At 71.2% G+C, this 17,123-nt stretch carries 18 protein-coding genes and 1 riboswitch; of the genes, 9 read left to right on the top strand and 9 right to left on the bottom strand.

Going from position 1 to position 17,123, the window contains the following annotated elements:
- Positions 1-12 precede the first annotated feature (12 nt).
- Positions 13-891: a LysR family transcriptional regulator gene (locus LR393_RS21395; RefSeq protein ID WP_231485909.1), complete on the top strand. Its 879-nt coding sequence runs from the start codon at positions 13-15 to the stop codon at positions 889-891.
- Here the strand turns inward: LR393_RS21395 and LR393_RS21390 are convergent.
- Positions 888-2,021, bottom strand: coding sequence for a thiolase family protein (locus tag LR393_RS21390; protein WP_231485908.1), 1,134 nt, complete (start codon positions 2,019-2,021; stop codon positions 888-890). The genes LR393_RS21395 and LR393_RS21390 overlap by 4 nt on opposite strands.
- A gap of 96 nt (positions 2,022-2,117) precedes the next feature.
- On the opposite strand from LR393_RS21390, the gene LR393_RS21385 reads away from it, so the two are divergent.
- Complete coding sequence (locus tag LR393_RS21385) at positions 2,118-3,035, top strand: LysR family transcriptional regulator (RefSeq protein WP_231485907.1); 918 nt, start codon at positions 2,118-2,120, stop codon at positions 3,033-3,035.
- A gap of 3 nt (positions 3,036-3,038) precedes the next feature.
- On the opposite strand, the gene LR393_RS21380 is transcribed toward LR393_RS21385, so the two are convergent.
- The gene (locus LR393_RS21380; protein ID WP_231485906.1) at positions 3,039-3,617 is read right to left on the bottom strand and encodes a TetR/AcrR family transcriptional regulator; all 579 of its coding nucleotides are present in this window, start codon (positions 3,615-3,617) and stop codon (positions 3,039-3,041) included.
- 135 nt (positions 3,618-3,752) lie between these two features.
- Here LR393_RS21380 and LR393_RS21375 point away from each other — a divergent pair, with 135 nt between their 5' ends.
- Positions 3,753-4,322, top strand: a complete 570-nt coding sequence (locus LR393_RS21375) for an isochorismatase family cysteine hydrolase (protein ID WP_231485905.1) — start codon at positions 3,753-3,755, stop codon at positions 4,320-4,322.
- Here LR393_RS21375 and LR393_RS21370 read toward each other — a convergent pair.
- Entirely contained in the window at positions 4,297-5,430 is a 1,134-nt protein-coding gene (locus LR393_RS21370; protein ID WP_231485904.1) for an FAD-dependent oxidoreductase, read from the bottom strand. The two genes, LR393_RS21375 and LR393_RS21370, sit on opposite strands and share 26 nt — an antisense overlap.
- A 240-nt stretch (positions 5,431-5,670) precedes the next feature.
- Between LR393_RS21370 and LR393_RS21365 the strand changes: the two genes are divergently transcribed.
- The gene (locus tag LR393_RS21365) at positions 5,671-7,026 is read left to right on the top strand and encodes a TolB-like translocation protein (protein WP_231485903.1); all 1,356 of its coding nucleotides are present in this window, start codon (positions 5,671-5,673) and stop codon (positions 7,024-7,026) included.
- A gap of 35 nt (positions 7,027-7,061) precedes the next feature.
- Here LR393_RS21365 and thiE read toward each other — a convergent pair whose 3' ends face one another.
- A complete protein-coding gene (gene thiE / locus LR393_RS21360; protein ID WP_231485902.1) occupies positions 7,062-7,721 on the bottom strand; it encodes a thiamine phosphate synthase in 660 nt (219 codons plus the stop codon).
- 31 nt (positions 7,722-7,752) lie between these two features.
- Positions 7,753-7,857: riboswitch (TPP riboswitch) on the top strand.
- A gap of 3 nt (positions 7,858-7,860) precedes the next feature.
- Here thiE and thiO point away from each other — a divergent pair.
- Genes thiO through moeB form a run of 4 tightly spaced genes read left to right on the top strand, consistent with a single transcriptional unit; the run spans position 7,861 to position 11,213 of the window.
- Positions 7,861-9,042: a glycine oxidase ThiO gene (thiO, locus tag LR393_RS21355; protein WP_231485901.1), complete on the top strand. Its 1,182-nt coding sequence runs from the start codon at positions 7,861-7,863 to the stop codon at positions 9,040-9,042.
- A gap of 7 nt (positions 9,043-9,049) precedes the next feature.
- Positions 9,050-9,274, top strand: a complete 225-nt coding sequence (thiS, locus tag LR393_RS21350; protein WP_231485900.1) for a sulfur carrier protein ThiS — start codon at positions 9,050-9,052, stop codon at positions 9,272-9,274.
- Positions 9,271-10,095 (top strand): thiazole synthase, encoded by an 825-nt coding sequence (locus LR393_RS21345; protein ID WP_269327635.1) that lies wholly within the window; start codon positions 9,271-9,273, stop codon positions 10,093-10,095. Before thiS ends, LR393_RS21345 begins: the two co-directional genes overlap by 4 nt.
- Positions 10,092-11,213, top strand: a complete 1,122-nt coding sequence (gene moeB / locus LR393_RS21340) for a molybdopterin-synthase adenylyltransferase MoeB (protein WP_231485899.1) — start codon at positions 10,092-10,094, stop codon at positions 11,211-11,213. Before LR393_RS21345 ends, moeB begins: the two co-directional genes overlap by 4 nt.
- Here moeB and LR393_RS21335 read toward each other — a convergent pair.
- The 4 genes from LR393_RS21335 to LR393_RS21320 form a co-directional block, all read right to left on the bottom strand.
- Positions 11,191-12,870, bottom strand: a complete 1,680-nt coding sequence (locus LR393_RS21335) for a hypothetical protein (protein WP_231485898.1) — start codon at positions 12,868-12,870, stop codon at positions 11,191-11,193. The two genes, moeB and LR393_RS21335, sit on opposite strands and share 23 nt — an antisense overlap.
- Before the next feature lie 167 nt (positions 12,871-13,037).
- Positions 13,038-13,565, bottom strand: coding sequence for a MarR family winged helix-turn-helix transcriptional regulator (locus LR393_RS21330; RefSeq protein WP_231485897.1), 528 nt, complete (start codon positions 13,563-13,565; stop codon positions 13,038-13,040).
- Between the two features lie 160 nt (positions 13,566-13,725).
- Positions 13,726-14,784 (bottom strand): glycoside hydrolase family 6 protein, encoded by a 1,059-nt coding sequence (locus tag LR393_RS21325; protein ID WP_231485896.1) that lies wholly within the window; start codon positions 14,782-14,784, stop codon positions 13,726-13,728.
- Positions 14,785-14,861: 77 nt separating this feature from the next.
- Positions 14,862-15,782 (bottom strand): DMT family transporter, encoded by a 921-nt coding sequence (locus LR393_RS21320; protein WP_231485895.1) that lies wholly within the window; start codon positions 15,780-15,782, stop codon positions 14,862-14,864.
- An 82-nt stretch (positions 15,783-15,864) separates the two neighbouring features.
- On the opposite strand from LR393_RS21320, the gene LR393_RS21315 reads away from it, so the two are divergent.
- Positions 15,865-16,785: a LysR family transcriptional regulator gene (locus LR393_RS21315; RefSeq protein ID WP_231485894.1), complete on the top strand. Its 921-nt coding sequence runs from the start codon at positions 15,865-15,867 to the stop codon at positions 16,783-16,785.
- Here LR393_RS21315 and LR393_RS21310 read toward each other — a convergent pair.
- A complete protein-coding gene (locus LR393_RS21310; protein WP_231485893.1) occupies positions 16,780-17,100 on the bottom strand; it encodes a hypothetical protein in 321 nt (106 codons plus the stop codon). The genes LR393_RS21315 and LR393_RS21310 overlap by 6 nt on opposite strands.
- Between the last annotated feature and the right edge of the window lie 23 nt (positions 17,101-17,123).

The following is a 17,123-nucleotide window of genomic DNA, read 5'->3' as shown; positions in this document are numbered from 1 at the left end:
ACCGTGGACCGGGTGAACGACCTGGGCGAAGACCTCGAGCTGCGGCTGGTGCGCTACTTCACGGTGGTGGCCGAGCACCTGAACTTCGGCCGGGCCGCCGCCGAGCTGCACCTGGCCCAGCCGTCCCTGAGCCGGCAGATCCAGCGCCTGGAAGATCGCCTGGGCGTGCGGCTGCTGGAGCGCACGCCGCAGGGCAATCTGCTCACCGAGGCGGGTAAGGCGTTCCTGCCCGAGGCCCAGGCGCTGGTGCAGGCCTCCCGGCGGGCGATCCGGACCGCCCGCGCCTACGCCCCGGGCGAGCGGATCACCATCGGCTACGCCGAAGACCTGGTGATCACCCCGGCCGTGCGCGAGCTGCGCCGCCTGCACCCGCAGGCCGAGATCCGCACCCGCCACCTGGACTGCCAGAAACTGCCGGACTTCCCCGCGGGTCAGGTCGACGTCCTGGTCGCCCGGATCCCGTTGCCGTTCCCGGCCGACGACCTGCGCACCACCCCGCTCTACGAGGAACCCCGGATGCTGGTCGTTCCCGAGGGCCACCGGCTGGCCGGGCGCACGTCGGTGACGCCCGACGACCTGGTTGGCGAGCGCCCGTTCCCCTGCCCCGTCACCACGTCGATGTGGAGCGCGTACCGGCTGCTGGGCGATCCGCCGGCCGGTCCGGCGATCGAAAGTTACGAGGACAAGCTGGAACTGGTGGCCGGAGGGCAGGCGATCGGGGTACTGCCGGTGGGCGACCGGCGCAGCACGCTACGCCCCGGCCTGGTGACCGTGCCGATCGAGGGCGCCCCCACCAGCCAGGTCGTGATGGTCAGCCGGATCGGCGACCCGAACGCCCTGGTCCGGAGGTTCCAGTCGGTGGCCCGGTCGCATCTGGCCGGTAGCGCCTAGAGCAGTTCGAGGATGGTGGCGTTCGCCGTGCCGCCGCCTTCGCACATGGTCTGCAGGCCGTAGCGAATGCCATGGTCGCGCAGATGGTGGACGAGGGTGGTCAGCAGGCGGGCACCGGAAGCCCCCAGCGGGTGGCCCAGGGCGATCGCGCCGCCGTTGGGGTTGAGCAGTTTCGGGTCGGCGCCGAACTCGGCCAGCCAGGCCAGGGGTACCGGGGCGAAGGCCTCGTTGACCTCGTAGGCGCCGATCTCGTCCAGGCGCAGGCCCGAGCGCTGCAGCACCTTCTGGGTGGCGGGGATCGGGGCCGTCAGCATGATCACCGGGTCGGCCCCGGCGAGTGCGGTGGCGCGGACGCGGGCCACGGGTGTCAGTCCCAGCTCGCGGGCCCTGTCGGTGGTGGTCATGAGCAGCGCGGCCGCGCCGTCGGAGATCTGGGAGGCGTTTCCGGCCGAGATCACGCCGTCGGCGCGGAACGGGGTCTTGAGCCCGGCCAGGGCCTCAAGGGTGCCGCCGCGGCGGATGCCCTCGTCGGTGGTGACGTCTCCGACCGGGACGATCTGGGCCTCGAACCGGCCGGAGTCCTGCGCGGCGGCGGCCCGCTCGTGCGAGGTCAGGGCGAACTCGTCGAGCTGGGTGCGGCTCAGGTGCCAGCGGTCGGCCATCATCTCGGCGCCGATGCCCTGGTTCGGGCCGCCCTCGCCGTACCGCTGGTGGTAGCGCGGGCCCAGCGGGTCCTGGCCGGCGGCGGAGGAGAACATCGGCACGCGGCTCATCGATTCCACGCCGCCGGCCACGACCACGTCGTAGTGGCCGGCGATCAGCCCGGCGGCCGCGAAATGCAAGCTCTGCTGCGATGATCCGCACTGCCGGTCGACGGTGGTGGCGGGCACCGACTCGGGCCAGCCGGCGGCCAGGACGCCGGTGCGGGCGATGTTGCCGGTCTGTTCGCCGGACTGGGAGACGCAGCCCCAGATGACGTCGTCGACGACGGCCGGGTCGAGCCCGGTGCGGTCGGCGAGTGCGGTGAGGACGAGGGCGGTCAGGTCGGCGGGGTGCACGGGGGCCAGTCCCCCGCCGCGCTTGCCGACCGGTGTGCGTACGGCCTCGACGATGACGGCGTCTCGCGACACGGTTGCCTCCCGTTTCCCCGATGAATCAGATGGCGTTTCGTCTTTTCGCACCGGTGTCTCGGGCGCGATCCGCATCCAGGATATGTTCTCCTCCTCATGTCCAGGCCGTTCACGCTGTTGCAGCTGCGCTACTTCGTGACTACCGCGCGCCTGGGCAACATGACGGTCGCGGCCGGCGAGCTGCACATGACCCAGTCGGCGCTGTCGTCGGCGATGAGTCAGCTCGAGAGCTCCATGGGCTCTGCCCTGTTCCGGCGCATCCCGCGGCGCGGTCTGGAGCTGACCGACGCCGGCCGGCGCCTGCTGGACCAGTGCCTGCCGCTGATCGAGGAGGTCGACCAGCTGCCCGCCGCCGTGCGCGGCGACGAGGCCAGCATGACCGGCAGCCTGGTCGTCGGCGTCTACGAACCGCTTGCCTCGCAAGACCTTCCGCGGCTGCTACGGCGCTTCTCCGAACTCCACCCGGCGGTCGACGTGCACCTGCTGGAGAGCGATCAGGAATCGACCCGGCTGGCCCTGCTGGACGGCCTGTGCGACGTCGCCCTGATGTACGACATGTCGATCGGCGGCGACCTCACCTACGAGACGCTGGAGACCCTGCCCGCGCACGTCATCGTGGCCTCGGACCATCCGCTGGCCACCCGCGGCGTGCGGCGCGTCAGCCTGCGCGAGCTGGCCGACGAGCCGATGATCCTGCTCGACCTGCCCTCCACCCGCGACTACATCCAGGACGTGTTCACCGCGGCCGGCGTCAGCCCGAAGGTCCGTCACCGGTTCCGCGGGTACGAGACGGTCCGCGCCTTCGTCGGTGACGGGCACGGCTACGCGGTGCTCAACCGGCGCCTGGCCCACGGCTACACGCACAACGGCAGCTCGGTGACCACGCTGGACATCGTCGAGGCCGTGCCCGCCGTGCAGGTGGTGCTGGCCACCCGCACCGGAGCCCGCCTCACCCAGCGGGCGCGGGAGTTCCGGGCCCTGTGCCACACCTACTTCGCCGGAGCGCCCGAATAGGCCTCAGCCGCGGCTTCTCAGCCCCAGCAACCGGCGGGCCGCGACCAGCATCTGCCGCCGCAGCTCCTCGTCCTCCACGGCCGCGAGCTTGGGGTTCTTGCCCGTCATCATCAGGGCCGATCCGAGCATCGCGACGCTGATCAGCCGGCCCGGCTCCGGGTCGGGGCCGAGCAGCAACTGCCCGATCCGCTCCGACAGCGCTGCGCTGTCCGACTGCGAGGCGTGCAGGGCCGGCACCGCCGGATCGGCCTGCATCAGCGCGCTGACCTCACGGTGCCGTACCGCCAGGTCGATGACTCCGGTGAGCACCGACTCGACCTGGGCTGTGCGGGTGCGCTCGCACTCGGCCCGCTCCACCACCTCGCGCATGTCGCTCACGAGCGGCTCGAGCAGAGCCAGGAGAATCGCGTCCTTGCTGCGGAACTGGTGGTAGACAGCGGCCTTCGTCACCCCGAGACGGTCGGCGATCATCTGCAGCGACGTGCCGTTGACCCCGTGCCGGGAGTACAGCGCCAGGGCAGCCGCCAGCAGCCTGGACCGCGGGGTCTCCTTGCGCGCATCGCCCCGCATCGCGGCATCCACGCGCCCACCACTCCTCCGCCTCGACTCGGCCTCAACGATGCATCCTACCCGGAGGATGGCTAGCCGATCGGCTAGCCAATAGATAGCCGGTCGGCTATTTTGCTCGAACCGATCCGCTCCCCCAGGAAGGGCATCATGACCATCACCGCCATCCGCGAGCACGCCGCCCTGATCGTCGTGGATCTCCAGCAGGGCACCCTGGCGCAGAACCTCACCACGCCCGCCGGGCAGATCCTCACGAACGCCGCCACCCTGGCCGACGCCTTCCGCGCCGGTGGCCGGCCCGTCGTCCTCGTCACCGCGCACGCCATGCCCTCCGGCCTGACCGAGTACGGCGGAGGCCCGCGCCCGATGCCCGAGGGCTGGGACACCCTGGCCCCGCAGCTCGCGCAGCAGCCCGGTGACATCGTCATCAGCAAGAGCGCGTGGAGCGCCTTCACCGGCACCGACCTGCACGAACAGCTGCGGGACCTCGGTGTGACGCAGACCGTGATCATCGGCCTGGCCACCAGTTTCGGCGTCGAGTCGACGGCCCGCACGGCCTACGACCTGGGCTACGACGTGGTCATCGCCTCGGACGCGATCGCCGACCTGTCCGAGGAGTCGCACCGCTCCAGCCTCACCCGCGTCTTCCCCGTCCTGGCCCAGATCGGCACCACGAGCGAGATCACCGACCTACTCAGGCCGGCTGCTGCTGTCCGGTGAACAGGGCGATGAGGCCGTGGGGAGCGGTGTCGCCGAAGATGAGGTCGAAGTCGCGGTGCCCCTCGGCCGCCTCGTGCTCGCTGCGGGGGAACAGCGACTGTTCGTAGGTGGCCAGGGCGGCCTCCACGTCGTCCGGGTGCCCGGCGATGGCCCGGCCGAGTTCGCTGCCGTCGTACATCGCGAGGTTGGCGCCCTCACCGTTCGGGAATGAGAGGTGGGCGGCGTCACCGAGCAGCGTCACCCCGGGGATCCGTTCCCACCGGTGGCCGATCGGCAGGGCGTGGATGGGGCGCAGCACCGGGGCGGTCTCGCCGTCGGTGATCAGTGCGGTGAGTTCCGGCGCCCATCCCTCGAACTCGGCGGCGATGCGCTGCGTGGTAGCGGCGGCATCGGCGAAGTCGATGTCCGCGAACCAGTCCTGAGTCCGGGAGAGCGCCACGTAGGTGTGCAGGGTGCCGCCCTTCTCCCGGTGGGCCTGGATCCCCTTGCCCGGCACCACCGCGATGAGCGCCCCGTCACCGACGGCCCGGGCCGTCGCGGGGTGGCGGGTGTCGGCGTCGTACAGGTAGGTCTCGACGAACGAGAAGCCGGTGTAGCGGGGTACGGCGTCGGAGAGCAGGGGTCGCACCCGTGACCAGGCGCCGTCGGCCCCGACCAGGAGGCCCGTGGTCACGCTCGGCTGGCCGGCGAAGTCGACCTGGTGGCGGCCCTCGCCGAGGGAACGGACGCCGGTGACCTTGTGCCCCCACCGCACCGCTCCCTCCGGCAGGGCATCGAGCAGGATCCGCCGCAGATCGCCGCGCAGCACCTCGGGGCGCGAACCCGTGCCGTCGTCCGGTTCGTCGAGCAGCACCCTGCCGTCCGGGGCCAGCACGCGAGAGGCTTCGGCCCCCTCATGGATGATCGCCCGGAACTCCTCGAACAGGCCGGCGGCCCGCAGGGCAACCTGCCCGTTGTGCTCGTGGATGTCGAGCTGGCCTCCCTGGGTGCGTGCCCCCGCCGAGGCGTCCGCCTCGTAGACCGCGACCGGGATGCCGTGGACGTGCAGGACCCGGGCCAGGGTGAGGCCACCGAGGCCGGCGCCGATGATCGTGACTGGGTTACCCATGCGGACTCCTTCGAGAGATGCGTTCGCGTGACTGTGGAATGTCGTTCCAGAACATGCTGGAACGCCGTTCCAAACCTGTCAAGCGGGCGGCGTTCGAGCACGGGGAAACCGGTCCGGGACTTTGCGCCCGCCGACCCGCATGGGCGATGTAGCGTGAATTGTCCGGAAGAGGCAGGTCTGGCTTCCGGGTGAGCTCGGGGGAATCACATGAGCTCGGGGACTGATCACTCAAGGAGCACCATGCAGCGACGTCACGGACGACTTCTCGCACTTCTCGCCGCCACCACCGCGGCCGCCCTGCCGGTGACGGCCGGCGCCGCCCGGGCCGACACGGGGCCGACCTTCACGAGGGTCTCCACCGATTCGGCCGGCGGCCAGCTCGACAGCATGAACGACGCCGAGGACATCACGCCGGACGGCCGGTACGTGCTGTTCACCAGCTACGTCAGCATGCCCGGCACGCCCAGCAACTCGATCCGGTCGAACCTGTTCCTCAAGGACACCACGACCGGCACCACCCGGCCGGTGGACGTCGCCCTCGGTGGTGGCATCCCCGACGGGAACGGCGCGGGCGGAAAGGTTTCCGACAACGGCCGGTACGTCGCGTTCACCTCCGCGGCCACGAATCTCGTGGCCGCCGACACGAACGGCAAGACCGACGTGTTCCGCCGTGACATGCGCACCGGCACGATCACGCGGGTGTCGATCGGCACCAGCGGCGCCGCGGACTCCGGCGGTGGCTACGTGTACAGCTCGATCTCGGGCGACGGCAACCTCATCGCCTTCGACTCCCCGGCCACCGACCTGGTGCCGAACGACACCAACGGCACGAAGGACATCTTCGTCCGGAACCTGAAGACCAAGGTCACCAGCCGGGTCTCGGTCAGTTCGACCGGGGAGCAGTCCGAGCCGGAACCGGCGAACCCACCGACGATCTACACCAAGAACCGCGACAACGGTGAACCGGTGATCTCCGGCGACGGCCGCACGGTGGCTTTCTCCTCCCGGGCGGAGAATCTGGTACCGGGCGACACCAACCTGACCATGGACGTTTTCGTGCACAGTCTGGTCGACGGCACCACCACCCGGGTCTCGGTGAAGAACGACGGATCACAGTCCACCACGGGTGTTCGGGGCAGCGGGTCCAGCAGCCCGTCGATCTCCGCGAACGGCAAGGCCGTGGCCTTCTACTCCACCTACACCGACCTGGTGACCCCCGGGGCCCACGCGAACGACGTCTACGTGCGTCACCTCGACACCGGCGTCACCGAGCTGGTCGAGATCACCACCGACGGCGGTCAGGGGGCCAGCGGTGCCCGCAGCCCGGTCATCTCCCCCAGCGGACAGTCGGTGGCTTTCGACTCCCAGGACACGAACGTCGCCCCCGGCGACCCCGGGTCGGGCACCTTCGTCCGTAATCTGTCGACCGGCAATGTCTACCGACTCGCCGAGAACGCGGCCGGCGAGCCGTTCGACCTCTGGGTGTCCATCACCGCCATCGCCGACGACACCACGTTCCTGTTCCAGTCGGCGGCCACGAACATCGTGCCCGGTGACACGAACGAGAACTGGGACTCGTTCGTCGTGACGTACTGACCTGACCAGGTGGCCCTCTCGGCTGCCCCCGGCCCTCAGTCGACGGCCGGGGGCAGCCGGTCCAGCAACTGCCGCACGGCGTGGGCCGGATCGTCGGCCCCGGTGAGCGCCCGCACCACCACCACGCGGCGGGCACCGGCCTCGACCACGGCGTCCACCGTGCTCAGGTCGATACCACCGATCGCGAACCAAGGACGACTGCTGTCCTCGGTCGTGCGCGCGGCGTGCCGCACCAGGTCCAGGCCGGTGGCCGCCCGACCCGGCTTGGTCGGGGTCGCCCAGACCGGCCCGGCACAGGCGTAGTCCACCTCGGGGTCGGCCCGGGCGGCGTCGAACTGATCCCGGTCGTGGGTGGAGCGCCCGATCAGGGTCTGCGGGCCGACCAGCCCCCGCGCTGCCCCCGGGGACAGGTCGCGCTGACCCAGATGCAGCACGTCGGTGCGGGCGACCGCGGCGATGTCGGCCCGGTCGTTGGCCGCCAGCAACCGGCCGTGCCGCTGCACCGCGGCGCCGAACACCTCCAGCAGCTCCAGCTCGTGCGCGGCCTCCAGTCCCTTCTCCCGCAACTGGATGACGTCCACCCCGGCCGCCAGCACGGCGTCCAGAAAGTCGGTGAGATCGCCCTGGCGGGAACGGGAATCGCAGCAGAGGTAGAGGCGGGCCCGGGTCAGGGCCGGGTGCGGGAGTCGGGGCATGCGCTGAAGTGTCGCATTTCGCGGGGTATGGTGATGCCAGCACGGGAGCCCACCGAGGGCTGAGAGGGCGAACATCTCGCCGACCGTTGAACCTGCTCCGGGTCATGCCGGCGAAGGGAGCTCGAACATGTTACTAGACGTGCCTGTTTCGGCCACCGATGTGGTCGTCCTGGGCGGCGGTGTCATTGGCGCGGCCTGTGCCTGGCGGCTGGCCCGGCGCGGGCTGCGAGTGATCCTCGTCGACCCTGCGCCCGGATCGGGTGCCTCCGGTGCGGCGGCCGGGATGCTCGCCCCGGTCAGCGAGGTGCAGCCCGGTGAGGAACCGTTGCTGCGCCTGGGTTGTCACGCGGCGCAGGGATACCCGGACTTCGTCCGGGAACTCGAGCGGGTCAGCGGTGTGGTCACCGGGTACCGCCGGTGCGGCACCCTGGCCGTGGCCCTGACCGCCGACGACCGCGCGCGCCTGGCCGAGAACCGGCGTCTGCAGGCTGGTCTCGGGCTGACGGTCGAGGCGCTCACCGGGCGCCGGTGCCGCGACCTGGAGCCGATGCTCGATCCGGGGGTCAGCGCCGGCACACTGATCCCCGACGACCACCAGGTCGATCCGCGCCGGCTGCTGGAGGCCCTGCGGATCGCGGCCACGGCCGCCGGGGTGGTCACCGTTCAGGGTTCGGGCACCCCGGAACGGGTGGACGAGGCGCTCGCCGGGGTCCGTCTGGATTCCGGGACACTGGTGCGGGCACCCCGGGTGGTGCTGGCCACCGGGGCGTGGTCCCGGTCGGTCGTGCCGGCGGTGCGGCCGGTCAAGGGACAGATCCTGCGGCTGCGGATGCCCGCGGGCGAGCACGTTCTGCGCCGCACCGTCCGCGCGGTGGTGCACGGACGGGATGTCTACCTGGTGCCGCGCGAGAACGGTGAACTGGTGGTCGGGGCCACCAGTGAAGACGTGGGCCTGGACCAGCGGGTCACGGCCGGCGCCGTGCACGATCTCCTGCGGGACGCGCAGGCCCTGGTGCCCGCCGTGTCGGAACTGGAGCTCACCGGGACGACGGCGCGGTGCCGCCCGGGCACCCCCGACAATCTGCCCCTGATCGGGCCTTCCGTGGTTCCGGGCCTGACCCTGGCCACCGGCCACCACCGCAACGGGGTGCTGCTGTGCGCGGTCACCGCCGACGCCGTCGCCGCCGCCCTGATCGACGGCGAGGTTCCCGAGGGCCCGGTGCGGGCCTGCGATCCCCGGCGGCCCGGGCCGGCCCGGTCGGCCGACATAGTGACGACAGGCCGTGACACCGCTGCGGCGGCCACGGCCGGACGGAGGTAGGACCACGGTGCTCGAGGTGATCGTCAACGGAGAACCCCTGCAATTACCCAGTGGGGCAACCATTGTGGACGTGCTACGTCATCTGACCGGCCCCGGCGACGAGGAGGCGCCCCGGCCGACGGGAATGGCCGTGGCCCTGGGCGACGACGTGGTCCCGGCCGGGCAGTGGACGACGACGCGCCTGCGTACCGGCGACCGGCTCGAGGTTCTCGGGGCGGTGGCGGGCGGATGACGAGCGCATCCCTGATCGGCACCCCGGTTCCCGAACTGCCCGGCGAACCGCTGCGGATCGCCGGCCAGGCCTTCACCTCCCGGCTGGTGATGGGAACCGGTGGTGCCGGCAACCTGAACATCCTGGAGAGCGCGCTGCGGGCCTCCGGCACGCAGCTGACCACGGTGGCGATGCGCCGGATCGACCCCGCAGCCGGCGGTGGGCTGATCGACGTGCTGAACCGGGTCGGCGTGCAGGTCCTGCCCAACACCGCCGGATGCCGCACCGCCCGCGAGGCGTTGCTGACGGCCCGGCTGGCCCGCGAACTGCTCGGCACGTCGTGGGTCAAGCTCGAGGTGGTCGCCGATGACGACACCCTGCTCCCGGACGCCGGTGAACTGCTCGACGCGGCCGGCCAGCTGGTCGACGACGGCTTCACCGTGCTGGCCTACACCAACGACGACCCGGTGCTGGCACTCCGCCTCGAGAACGCCGGCTGCGCTGCGGTGATGCCGCTCGGCGCCCCGATCGGCACCGGCCTGGGCGTGCTGAACCCGCACAACATCGCCCTGATCGCTCAACGGGCCTCCGTGCCGATCATTCTGGACGCCGGTGTCGGCACCGCCTCCGACGCCGCCCTGGCGATGGAGCTGGGGTGCGACGGCGTGCTCCTGGCCACCGCCGTGACCCGGGCCCAGGACCCCGCGCGGATGGCGGTCGCGATGCGGCTGGCCGTCCAGGCCGGGCACGCGGCCCGGCTCGCGGGGCGTATCCCGAAACGGGAACGCGCGCTGGCCTCCTCGACCCCGGTGGGTCTGGCCGAGTTCGGTGACCGCTCGTGACCAGTGACGTGCGTCCACCATTGGTCGAGCCGGGAGACCCTCTGACCGAGGCCGAACACCGGCGCTATGCGCGCCATCTGGTGCTCCCGGACCTGGGCGGGAACGGTCAGCGACGGCTGAAGGCCGCGCGCGTGCTGCTGGTGGGAGCCGGGGGTCTCGGATCGCCCGCCCTGCAGTACCTGGCCGCGGCCGGGGTGGGCACGATCGGGCTGGTGGACGACGACGTGGTCGAGGAGTCCAACCTGCAACGGCAGGTCATCCACACCGGTGCGGACGTCGGGCGGCCCAAGGTGGACAGCGCCGCCGATGCGGTGCACCGGGCCAACCCGCTGGTGCGCGTCGAGCGCCATCGCGAACGGCTGCACCCAGCCAACGCCGTCCGGCTGGTCGAGCAGTACGACCTGGTGCTCGACGGCTCGGACAACTTCCCCACCCGCTACGTGGTGAACGACGCCTGCGTCCTGGCCGGCACCCCGTGGGTCTGGGCCGCCGTTGCGCGATCACAGGGTCAGGCGAGCACGTTCTGGGACGGACACGGCCCGCAGTACCGGGATCTGTTCCCCGAACCGCCTGCCCCCGGCACCGTGCTCGACTGCAACGACGCGGGCGTCCTGGGGGCCGTCTGTGGCCTGTTCGGCTCGATCATGGCCGCCGAGGCGGTCAAACTCATCACCGGCACGGGCCAGAGCCTGCTCGGCCGGGTCGTGACCCTCGACGCGCAGACCTGGTCGTGGCGCACGTTCCGCCTCACCCCCGACCCCACCCGGGCACCGATCACCCGGATGGCACCGCCGGCGCTGCCCACGATCACGGCGGGAGACCTGGCCGCACGCCTGCGGGCCCGCACCGCCGGGGACAACGACTTCCTGCTCATCGACGTGCGGGAACCGGCTGAGCACGCCCGGAACGCCATCCCGGGAGCCCTTCTGGTGCCGCTCGCCGGCCTGGAAGCGGCCGGTCTCCCCCGTGACCGGCCGCTGATCCTGTACTGCGCGACCGGTCAGCGATCGGCCCGGGCGATCCAGGTGCTGCGCAGCCAGGGATACGGCCTCCTGCAGCATCTCGACGGAGGCATCCGGGCCTGGACAGCGAGCGCTACCGCCGGTCCTTCCGCATGAGCGCGAAGACCCATCCGTCGCCGGCCGGTTCGATCTTCTGCACGTGGAACCCGAAATTCTTCAGCAGCTTCGGCTCGCAGAGATCGATCTCGGCCGCGGGGACCGGTGTCGCGGTCTGGTCGCAACCGGGCTCGATGGCGTACCGCTGCAGCAGAATCAGCTGATTCTTTTCCCTCAGTACCTTTTTCACGTCTTCGGCCGGAACCGGGTCGGGCCAGATCGCCGGGCCCTCGCGCTGCACCCGCTGCATGACGAGCCGCTTCTCCAGGGCCCGGCCGTACACCCCGACCTCGACGGCGCCGTTGCGGCTGTTGACCACGATCCTCAGGTCGGCGTACTGCGGCCGGGCGGCGAGGGCCAGGGCGGGGCGGATGTCCTCGCGGTGCCCGGCCGCGGTGCGGATCCCGGTCTGGGAGTGGGCTTCGAGCGCGGTGGTCCCGCCGATCAGGGCGACCGTCACCGCGGTGGCCAGGGCGGTGGCGGCCCGGGGCCTGTCGGTGAGGAGCGCGCGGGCCCGGTCGGCCAGGGTCACGACGCCGAGTCCGGCCAGGAGGGCCCAGGCCGGGACCACGAACAGGGCGTAACGCCCGACCAGCAGGTTGGGGTGCACGAGCAGGACCGGGACCATGGCGATCAGGGGAACCAGGGCCCAGCAGGCCGCCAGGCGGGCGACGAAGGTGAACGGGCCCGGAAGCACCTGTACCAGCCCGACCAGGGCCAGCAGGAGGACGGGCCCGACCAGGAGCAGCGGCGACTGATCGTTGGTGAACAACCGCACGAAAAGGCCCAGTGTGTAACGCGGTGTGACGTCGGGATAGATGTACAGCGGGCCGGTGCCGTTGCCGGCGGTGGTGAGGATCAGCGGCGAGGCCAGCGCTACTCCCAGTGTCCCGGCCATCGTCGTGCGCAGCAGCAGGGAGCGCTGTGGCCGGCAGACCAGGGTGGCGACCAGATGGGCCGCGAGGAGCCCGGCGCTGAGGGTGTGCAGCGAGATCATCGCGGCGACGCCGAGGGCGTAGCCCACGCTCCAGCGCCAGCGGGTGTCGTGGGCCATCACGCTCCACAGCACGGTGACCACCACGGCCAGGAACAGGACCGCGGCGTAGGGGCGGGCCTCCTGCCCGAAGCGGGAGAAGCCCGTGGTCAGCAGGAGCATGGCGCCACAGGCCACGACCAGGCGGGGCGGGGCGACCCGGCTCAGCCAGGCGGTCAGGACCCAGCCGGCCAGGACGGTGACGATGACCGACGGCAGCCGGTACAGCACCTCGGGATGGTTCTGCAGGGCCGGGACCAGAATCCGGGCCCCACCGGTGAACAGTTTCAGCAGAACGTAGTACGGCAGCAAGGGGGTCTCGGCGCCCTGGCCCAGGGTCCACAGGTGCGACCAGCTGCGCTGGGTCGCCATCACGCTCGCGCTCTCGTCCAGCCAGAGGGCACTGCGGCCCAGACCCCAGGTGAGGACGCCGGTCGTGGCCAGTCCCATGATCAGGCCCAGGTAGTGCCGCCCGAGGATCAGCTCGGCCCAGGGCCCACCGCCGCCCGGGCGATGTACGCGCGAACCGTGCCGGAGACCGCCCGGCGGCGGGGCCTGGAGGGGGTCGGGCTGAAGACCTGCACCTACGGGTGTTAAGAGAGGGATATCGGACGATAAAGGCACGCCACAATTTATGGCTTTTCATTACTCCTGGCAACAATGATTCACCAGCGGCAAACACCGCGTGAACGTTCCTGGAACCGCCTGACAGACAGCCCGCCCCCTTCACCCCGGACCTGAGCGACTTCGGGATGGGCGTCTGCGCCACCGCTCCCACGAGCTGGGCCGGATCAGGCGCTCTGGGCCGGAGGGGTGGGGGTGTTGTGCGGGCGGGGCCCGGAACCCGACCGGGTGCCGGCGTGCAGGTGGGTGACCGGGCGGGGCCGGTGCCGGCCCACCATGAACCGGCCCAGCAGCGCCGCGAGCGCGGTGCGCTCACTGATCGAGAGCCCGTAGGTGAGGGCGTCGATGCGGGCGCAGGTCTCGTCGTAGAACTCCTGGGCGATGGACGCGCCGATCGAGGTCAGGACGACGGTGACGGTACCGGTGTGGGTGCCGGCCGGGTCGGTGGTGCGGGTGACGTGGCGGCTCGCCTCGGCGGCCTCGACCAGGCCGGTCAGAACCGGCTCAGCCACCCGCAGCACGGTGCCCAGGCGGGACAGCTCCAGTGGGCCCGGTGTCAGCACACACAGCAGAACGCCCTGCCGCGGGGGAATCCCCAGGTCACGGGCCGAGTCCGCGTACACCCGCTCGAGCAGGAACGACCCGCGGACCGGGGCCGGGGCCCTACCTGTGTCACTCCCGGGCCACTCATCCATCCCTTGAGACTACGCAGTGACCCGGGGCCTCACCGGGGAACGGCCCGCCGCTGCCGTTCCGGTCTCGCTTCGGGCCGCTCCCGCACGGTGAGATATCCCCGTTTCGCCCGGCCAGGACAGGCCCCCGGCTGACCGCGTTCTGCTGCCCGGGCGGAAGGCCCTACTTGCCGCGCACCAGACCGACGGCGATCGCCGGGTCGAAGACCCCGGCTGCCGCGTTCGGGGCGATGCCGCAGTTGCCGTCCGACTCACCGGGAGTCTTGATCCACAGGCGCGCCTCGGGTGTCTTCGCCGTGGGCGTCTGGTTGACGCGCGAGGTGACGCCCAGCTTGCGGCCGGCCGGGTTGCACCAGACACCGTTGCTGCCCAGACCGTTCCGGCTGGTGTCGATGATGTACGGCTTGGTCGCCGAGCCCCGCTTGCGCAGCTGCGCGTTCAGCTTCGTGGCGAACGCGTTCTCCTCCGCCGTGGTGTGGTAGTTGGACACGTTCAGTGAGAACCCGCGGATGTTCTTCAGACCGGACTTCAGCAGCCGGCCCGACATGGCGGTGGCCGTGGCGTAGTTCGAGTTGCCCGCGTCCAGGTAGACGTACGCGTTGGGGGCGCTCTGGTGGAACTGCTCGGTGGCGTAGGTGAGCAGCTTCTGACGAGTGGCGGCCTGGGCCGTGGTCAGGCAGTTGAAGTCGGCCAGGGCGTCGGGCTCGAGCACCACCACGGCCCGGCGCTTGCCGACACCGGCGGCGAAGTTCTTGATCCAGGTGCGGTATTCGCTCACCTGCGCGCCACCGGCCGAGTGCCCACCACAGGCGTCGCGGCCGGGGATGTTGTAGGCCACCAGGATCGGTGCCTTCTTCTTTTTCGTGGCCGCCGTGACGTACACGTTCACGGCCGGCTTGATGTCGTTGGACCAGCTCCCGAACCAGCGGGCCATCGGCTTGGACGACAGGCCCGCCTTGATCGTGGCGGCGCGGCTGTCGCTCTTGTTCTGGGAGACCCAGGTGGCCGGGCCCGACTTCGGGTCGACGTAGAACGTCATGGTCTTGGGCAGGCCCTTGACCGCAGCCGCCGTCACGGTGGTGTCGGCCGCCCGGGTCACCGCGGCCTGGGTCACGGCGGTGGGGGCGGCGTTCTCGGCGTGACCGACCAGGCTCTGCGTCACCGCACCGACAACGGCGAGGGAGGCGGCAGCGGCAATGGTCACGGTGGTGCGTCGTTTCACGGGTCCTCTTCGGTCAGGCCTGGGGCGTCAGCGACCAACCTAGGGAATCCGACGTTATGAGTTCCTTATCCCTTTCCTCATCGCGCCCTCCGGACCGTCGCGATCCCCACCCCGGCCAGGCACAGCACGCCCCCCACCAGCGCCAGCACGCCCGGCACCTCCCCCAGCAGGGCCCACGACATCAGCACCACCAACGCCGGCACCACATAGGTGGAGGCGGCCAGACGTCCCACATTCGTCCGCGACAGTGCGTATCCCCAGGCCAGGAAGGCGATCGCGGTGGGGAAGACCCCGAGGTAGACCAGGCTCAGGGTGGAGGTTGGCGAGGCATCGGCGGCCTGCCGGATCAGGCCGGGCGCGAACGGAAGACAGGCCACCGTGCCGGACAGGCAGCCGATCCAGGTGAGGGTCAGGGCGTCGATCCGGGCCAGCAGACGTTTCTGCGCGGTGGCCGCCGTGGCGTAGAGCACGGCCGAGGCCAGGCCGAGCAGGACCCCGGCCAGGTCGCCCCGCCCGTCGGAGGTGGTGACGGCGATGAGGGCCACACCACCGAAGGCGACGGCCATGCCGATCATCAGCCGGGCCGGAAAACCCTCCCCCAGCAACAGGCCCGCGAGCACGGCAATCAGGACCGGCGCCAGGTTGACCAGCAGGGCGGTGGTCCCGGCGTCGAGACTCTGCTCGGCGCGGTTCAGGCTCACGTTGTAGAGACCGAACCAGGCCACGCCCCACAGCATCGCGGCGAACAGGAGCGGGCGCCGGGGTGCTGGAGGACGCGCACCCTCCCCGGTCGCCCGGGTCGCCTTCGCTTTCCGGAGGAGAACGACGGCGGTCAGGGCGACGGAGCCGGCGAGCAGGCGCCCCAGGGCCAGGGCTCCGGCCGAGTAGTCGTGCCCGGCAGACCGGATGCCCACGAAGGCCGAGGCCCACAGGACGACGGTGACACCGGCAGCGGCCAGGGGCAGGAGGGAGGTGCGGGGCGGTGCCGGAACGGTCATGGGTTCATCGTCGGGGCGGGCATTGATTAAGCACCAGCACGACTTTCTTCCTGACCATTAAGCCCGACTGTAGAGTTGCGGCATGCTGGATCTGCATCGCCTGCGCGTGTTCCGTTCGGTCGTGGCCAGCGGCTCGGTCCAGGCCGCCGCCACCAACCTCGGGTACACGCCCTCCGCGGTGAGTCAGCACATCACGGCGCTTCAGCGCGAGACCGGGCTGCCCCTGCTGGAACGCGTGGGCCGGGGCCTGCGCCCGACCGCCGCCGGGCTGGCCCTGGCGGCCGAGGCAGACGACCTGCTGACCCGGCTCGGCGTCACCGAGGCCCTGGTGGCCGACCTGCGGTCCGGGCGCACGGGGTCGCTGTCGATCGCCTACTTCGCCTCGGCGGGCGCGCTCTGGCTGCCGCCCCTGGTGCACCGGCTGAGTGACGAGTTCCCCGGCCTGCGCATCGATCTGCGCCTCAGCGACGTCCCGCCCGACAACCCCGACGAGCGCGCGGACCTTCATCTCGTCGTGGCCCAGAGCACCTTCACCGCCGGCACCGGCTTCGCCGTGCACCACCTGCTCGACGATCCGTACGTCGTGGTCCTGCACCGCGACCATCCGCTGGCTGCCCGTGAGGAGATCGAGCTGGCCGAGCTGGCCGGCGAGCGGTGGATCGACAACGACTTCACCCAGGGCTGGTGTCGGCAGAACCTGATCGACGCCTGCGCCGCGGCCGGGATCAGCCCGCCCTTCCACGTCGAGGCCCACGACTACCGCGCCGCCATCGCCTTCGTCGCCGCCGGCATCGGGGTCACCGTGATGCCCGAACTCGGCGCCCTGTCACCGCCCGACGACGTGGTGGTCGTCCCGGTGGTCCGCCCCCGCCCGGTGCGGAGCATCCACGCGATCGTCCGCGACGCGGCCGCCGCCACCCGCCCGGGCGCCCTCGCCCTGGACCTGCTGCGCACCGCGTCCCGGACCCACCGCGACGTCCCCGTCCTCAGACCGGGCTCATGAAGTGCTCACGAGGTCGAGCCCTTCCAGGATGCGGACCTGCTCGTGCTCGACGACCGCGTGCATGCGGGCAATCGCCTCCTGCTGCTGCTCCGTGAACTCCAGGGCGGCGAAAGCCCGGTCGATGTGCCCCGGATCGTCGACGCGCCAGAGGTTCCAGGTCTCGTAGAGAGGGCCGATCTTCGTGATCGCGGCCTGCTCCAGCATGATGCCCTGGCTCTCGAAAAGGTCCTTGACGTGCCGCATCCCTTCCTCGTAGGCGGGCAGATTGGTCCAGCCGTAGCGCAACTGGAGCTGGGCGAGCATGAAGTAGGTCATGGCACGACGCTAAGGACGACCCG

It is taken from the genome of Kineosporia mesophila (assembly GCF_021129235.1).
Lineage (GTDB): Bacteria > Actinomycetota > Actinomycetes > Actinomycetales > Kineosporiaceae > Kineosporia > Kineosporia mesophila.
Note: the sequence above shows the minus strand (reverse complement) of the source record. Positions and strands in the feature narration are given on the sequence as shown.

Bases quoted from the DNA above. Each gene is read 5' to 3' on its own strand.
- LR393_RS21385 (WP_231485907.1), top strand. From the start codon at position 2,118: ATGTCCAGGCCGTTCACGCTGTTGCAGCTGCGCTACTTCGTGACTACC.
- LR393_RS21375 (WP_231485905.1), top strand. From the start codon at position 3,753: ATGACCATCACCGCCATCCGCGAGCACGCCGCCCTGATCGTCGTGGAT.
- LR393_RS21370 (WP_231485904.1), bottom strand. From the start codon at position 5,430: ATGGGTAACCCAGTCACGATCATCGGCGCCGGCCTCGGTGGCCTCACC.
- LR393_RS21365 (WP_231485903.1), top strand. From the start codon at position 5,671: ATGCAGCGACGTCACGGACGACTTCTCGCACTTCTCGCCGCCACCACC.
- thiE (WP_231485902.1), bottom strand. From the start codon at position 7,721: ATGCCCCGACTCCCGCACCCGGCCCTGACCCGGGCCCGCCTCTACCTC.
- LR393_RS21345 (WP_269327635.1), top strand. From the start codon at position 9,271: ATGACGAGCGCATCCCTGATCGGCACCCCGGTTCCCGAACTGCCCGGC.
- LR393_RS21330 (WP_231485897.1), bottom strand. From the start codon at position 13,565: ATGGATGAGTGGCCCGGGAGTGACACAGGTAGGGCCCCGGCCCCGGTC.
- LR393_RS21320 (WP_231485895.1), bottom strand. From the start codon at position 15,782: ATGACCGTTCCGGCACCGCCCCGCACCTCCCTCCTGCCCCTGGCCGCT.
- LR393_RS21315 (WP_231485894.1), top strand. From the start codon at position 15,865: ATGCTGGATCTGCATCGCCTGCGCGTGTTCCGTTCGGTCGTGGCCAGC.
- LR393_RS21310 (WP_231485893.1), bottom strand. From the start codon at position 17,100: ATGACCTACTTCATGCTCGCCCAGCTCCAGTTGCGCTACGGCTGGACC.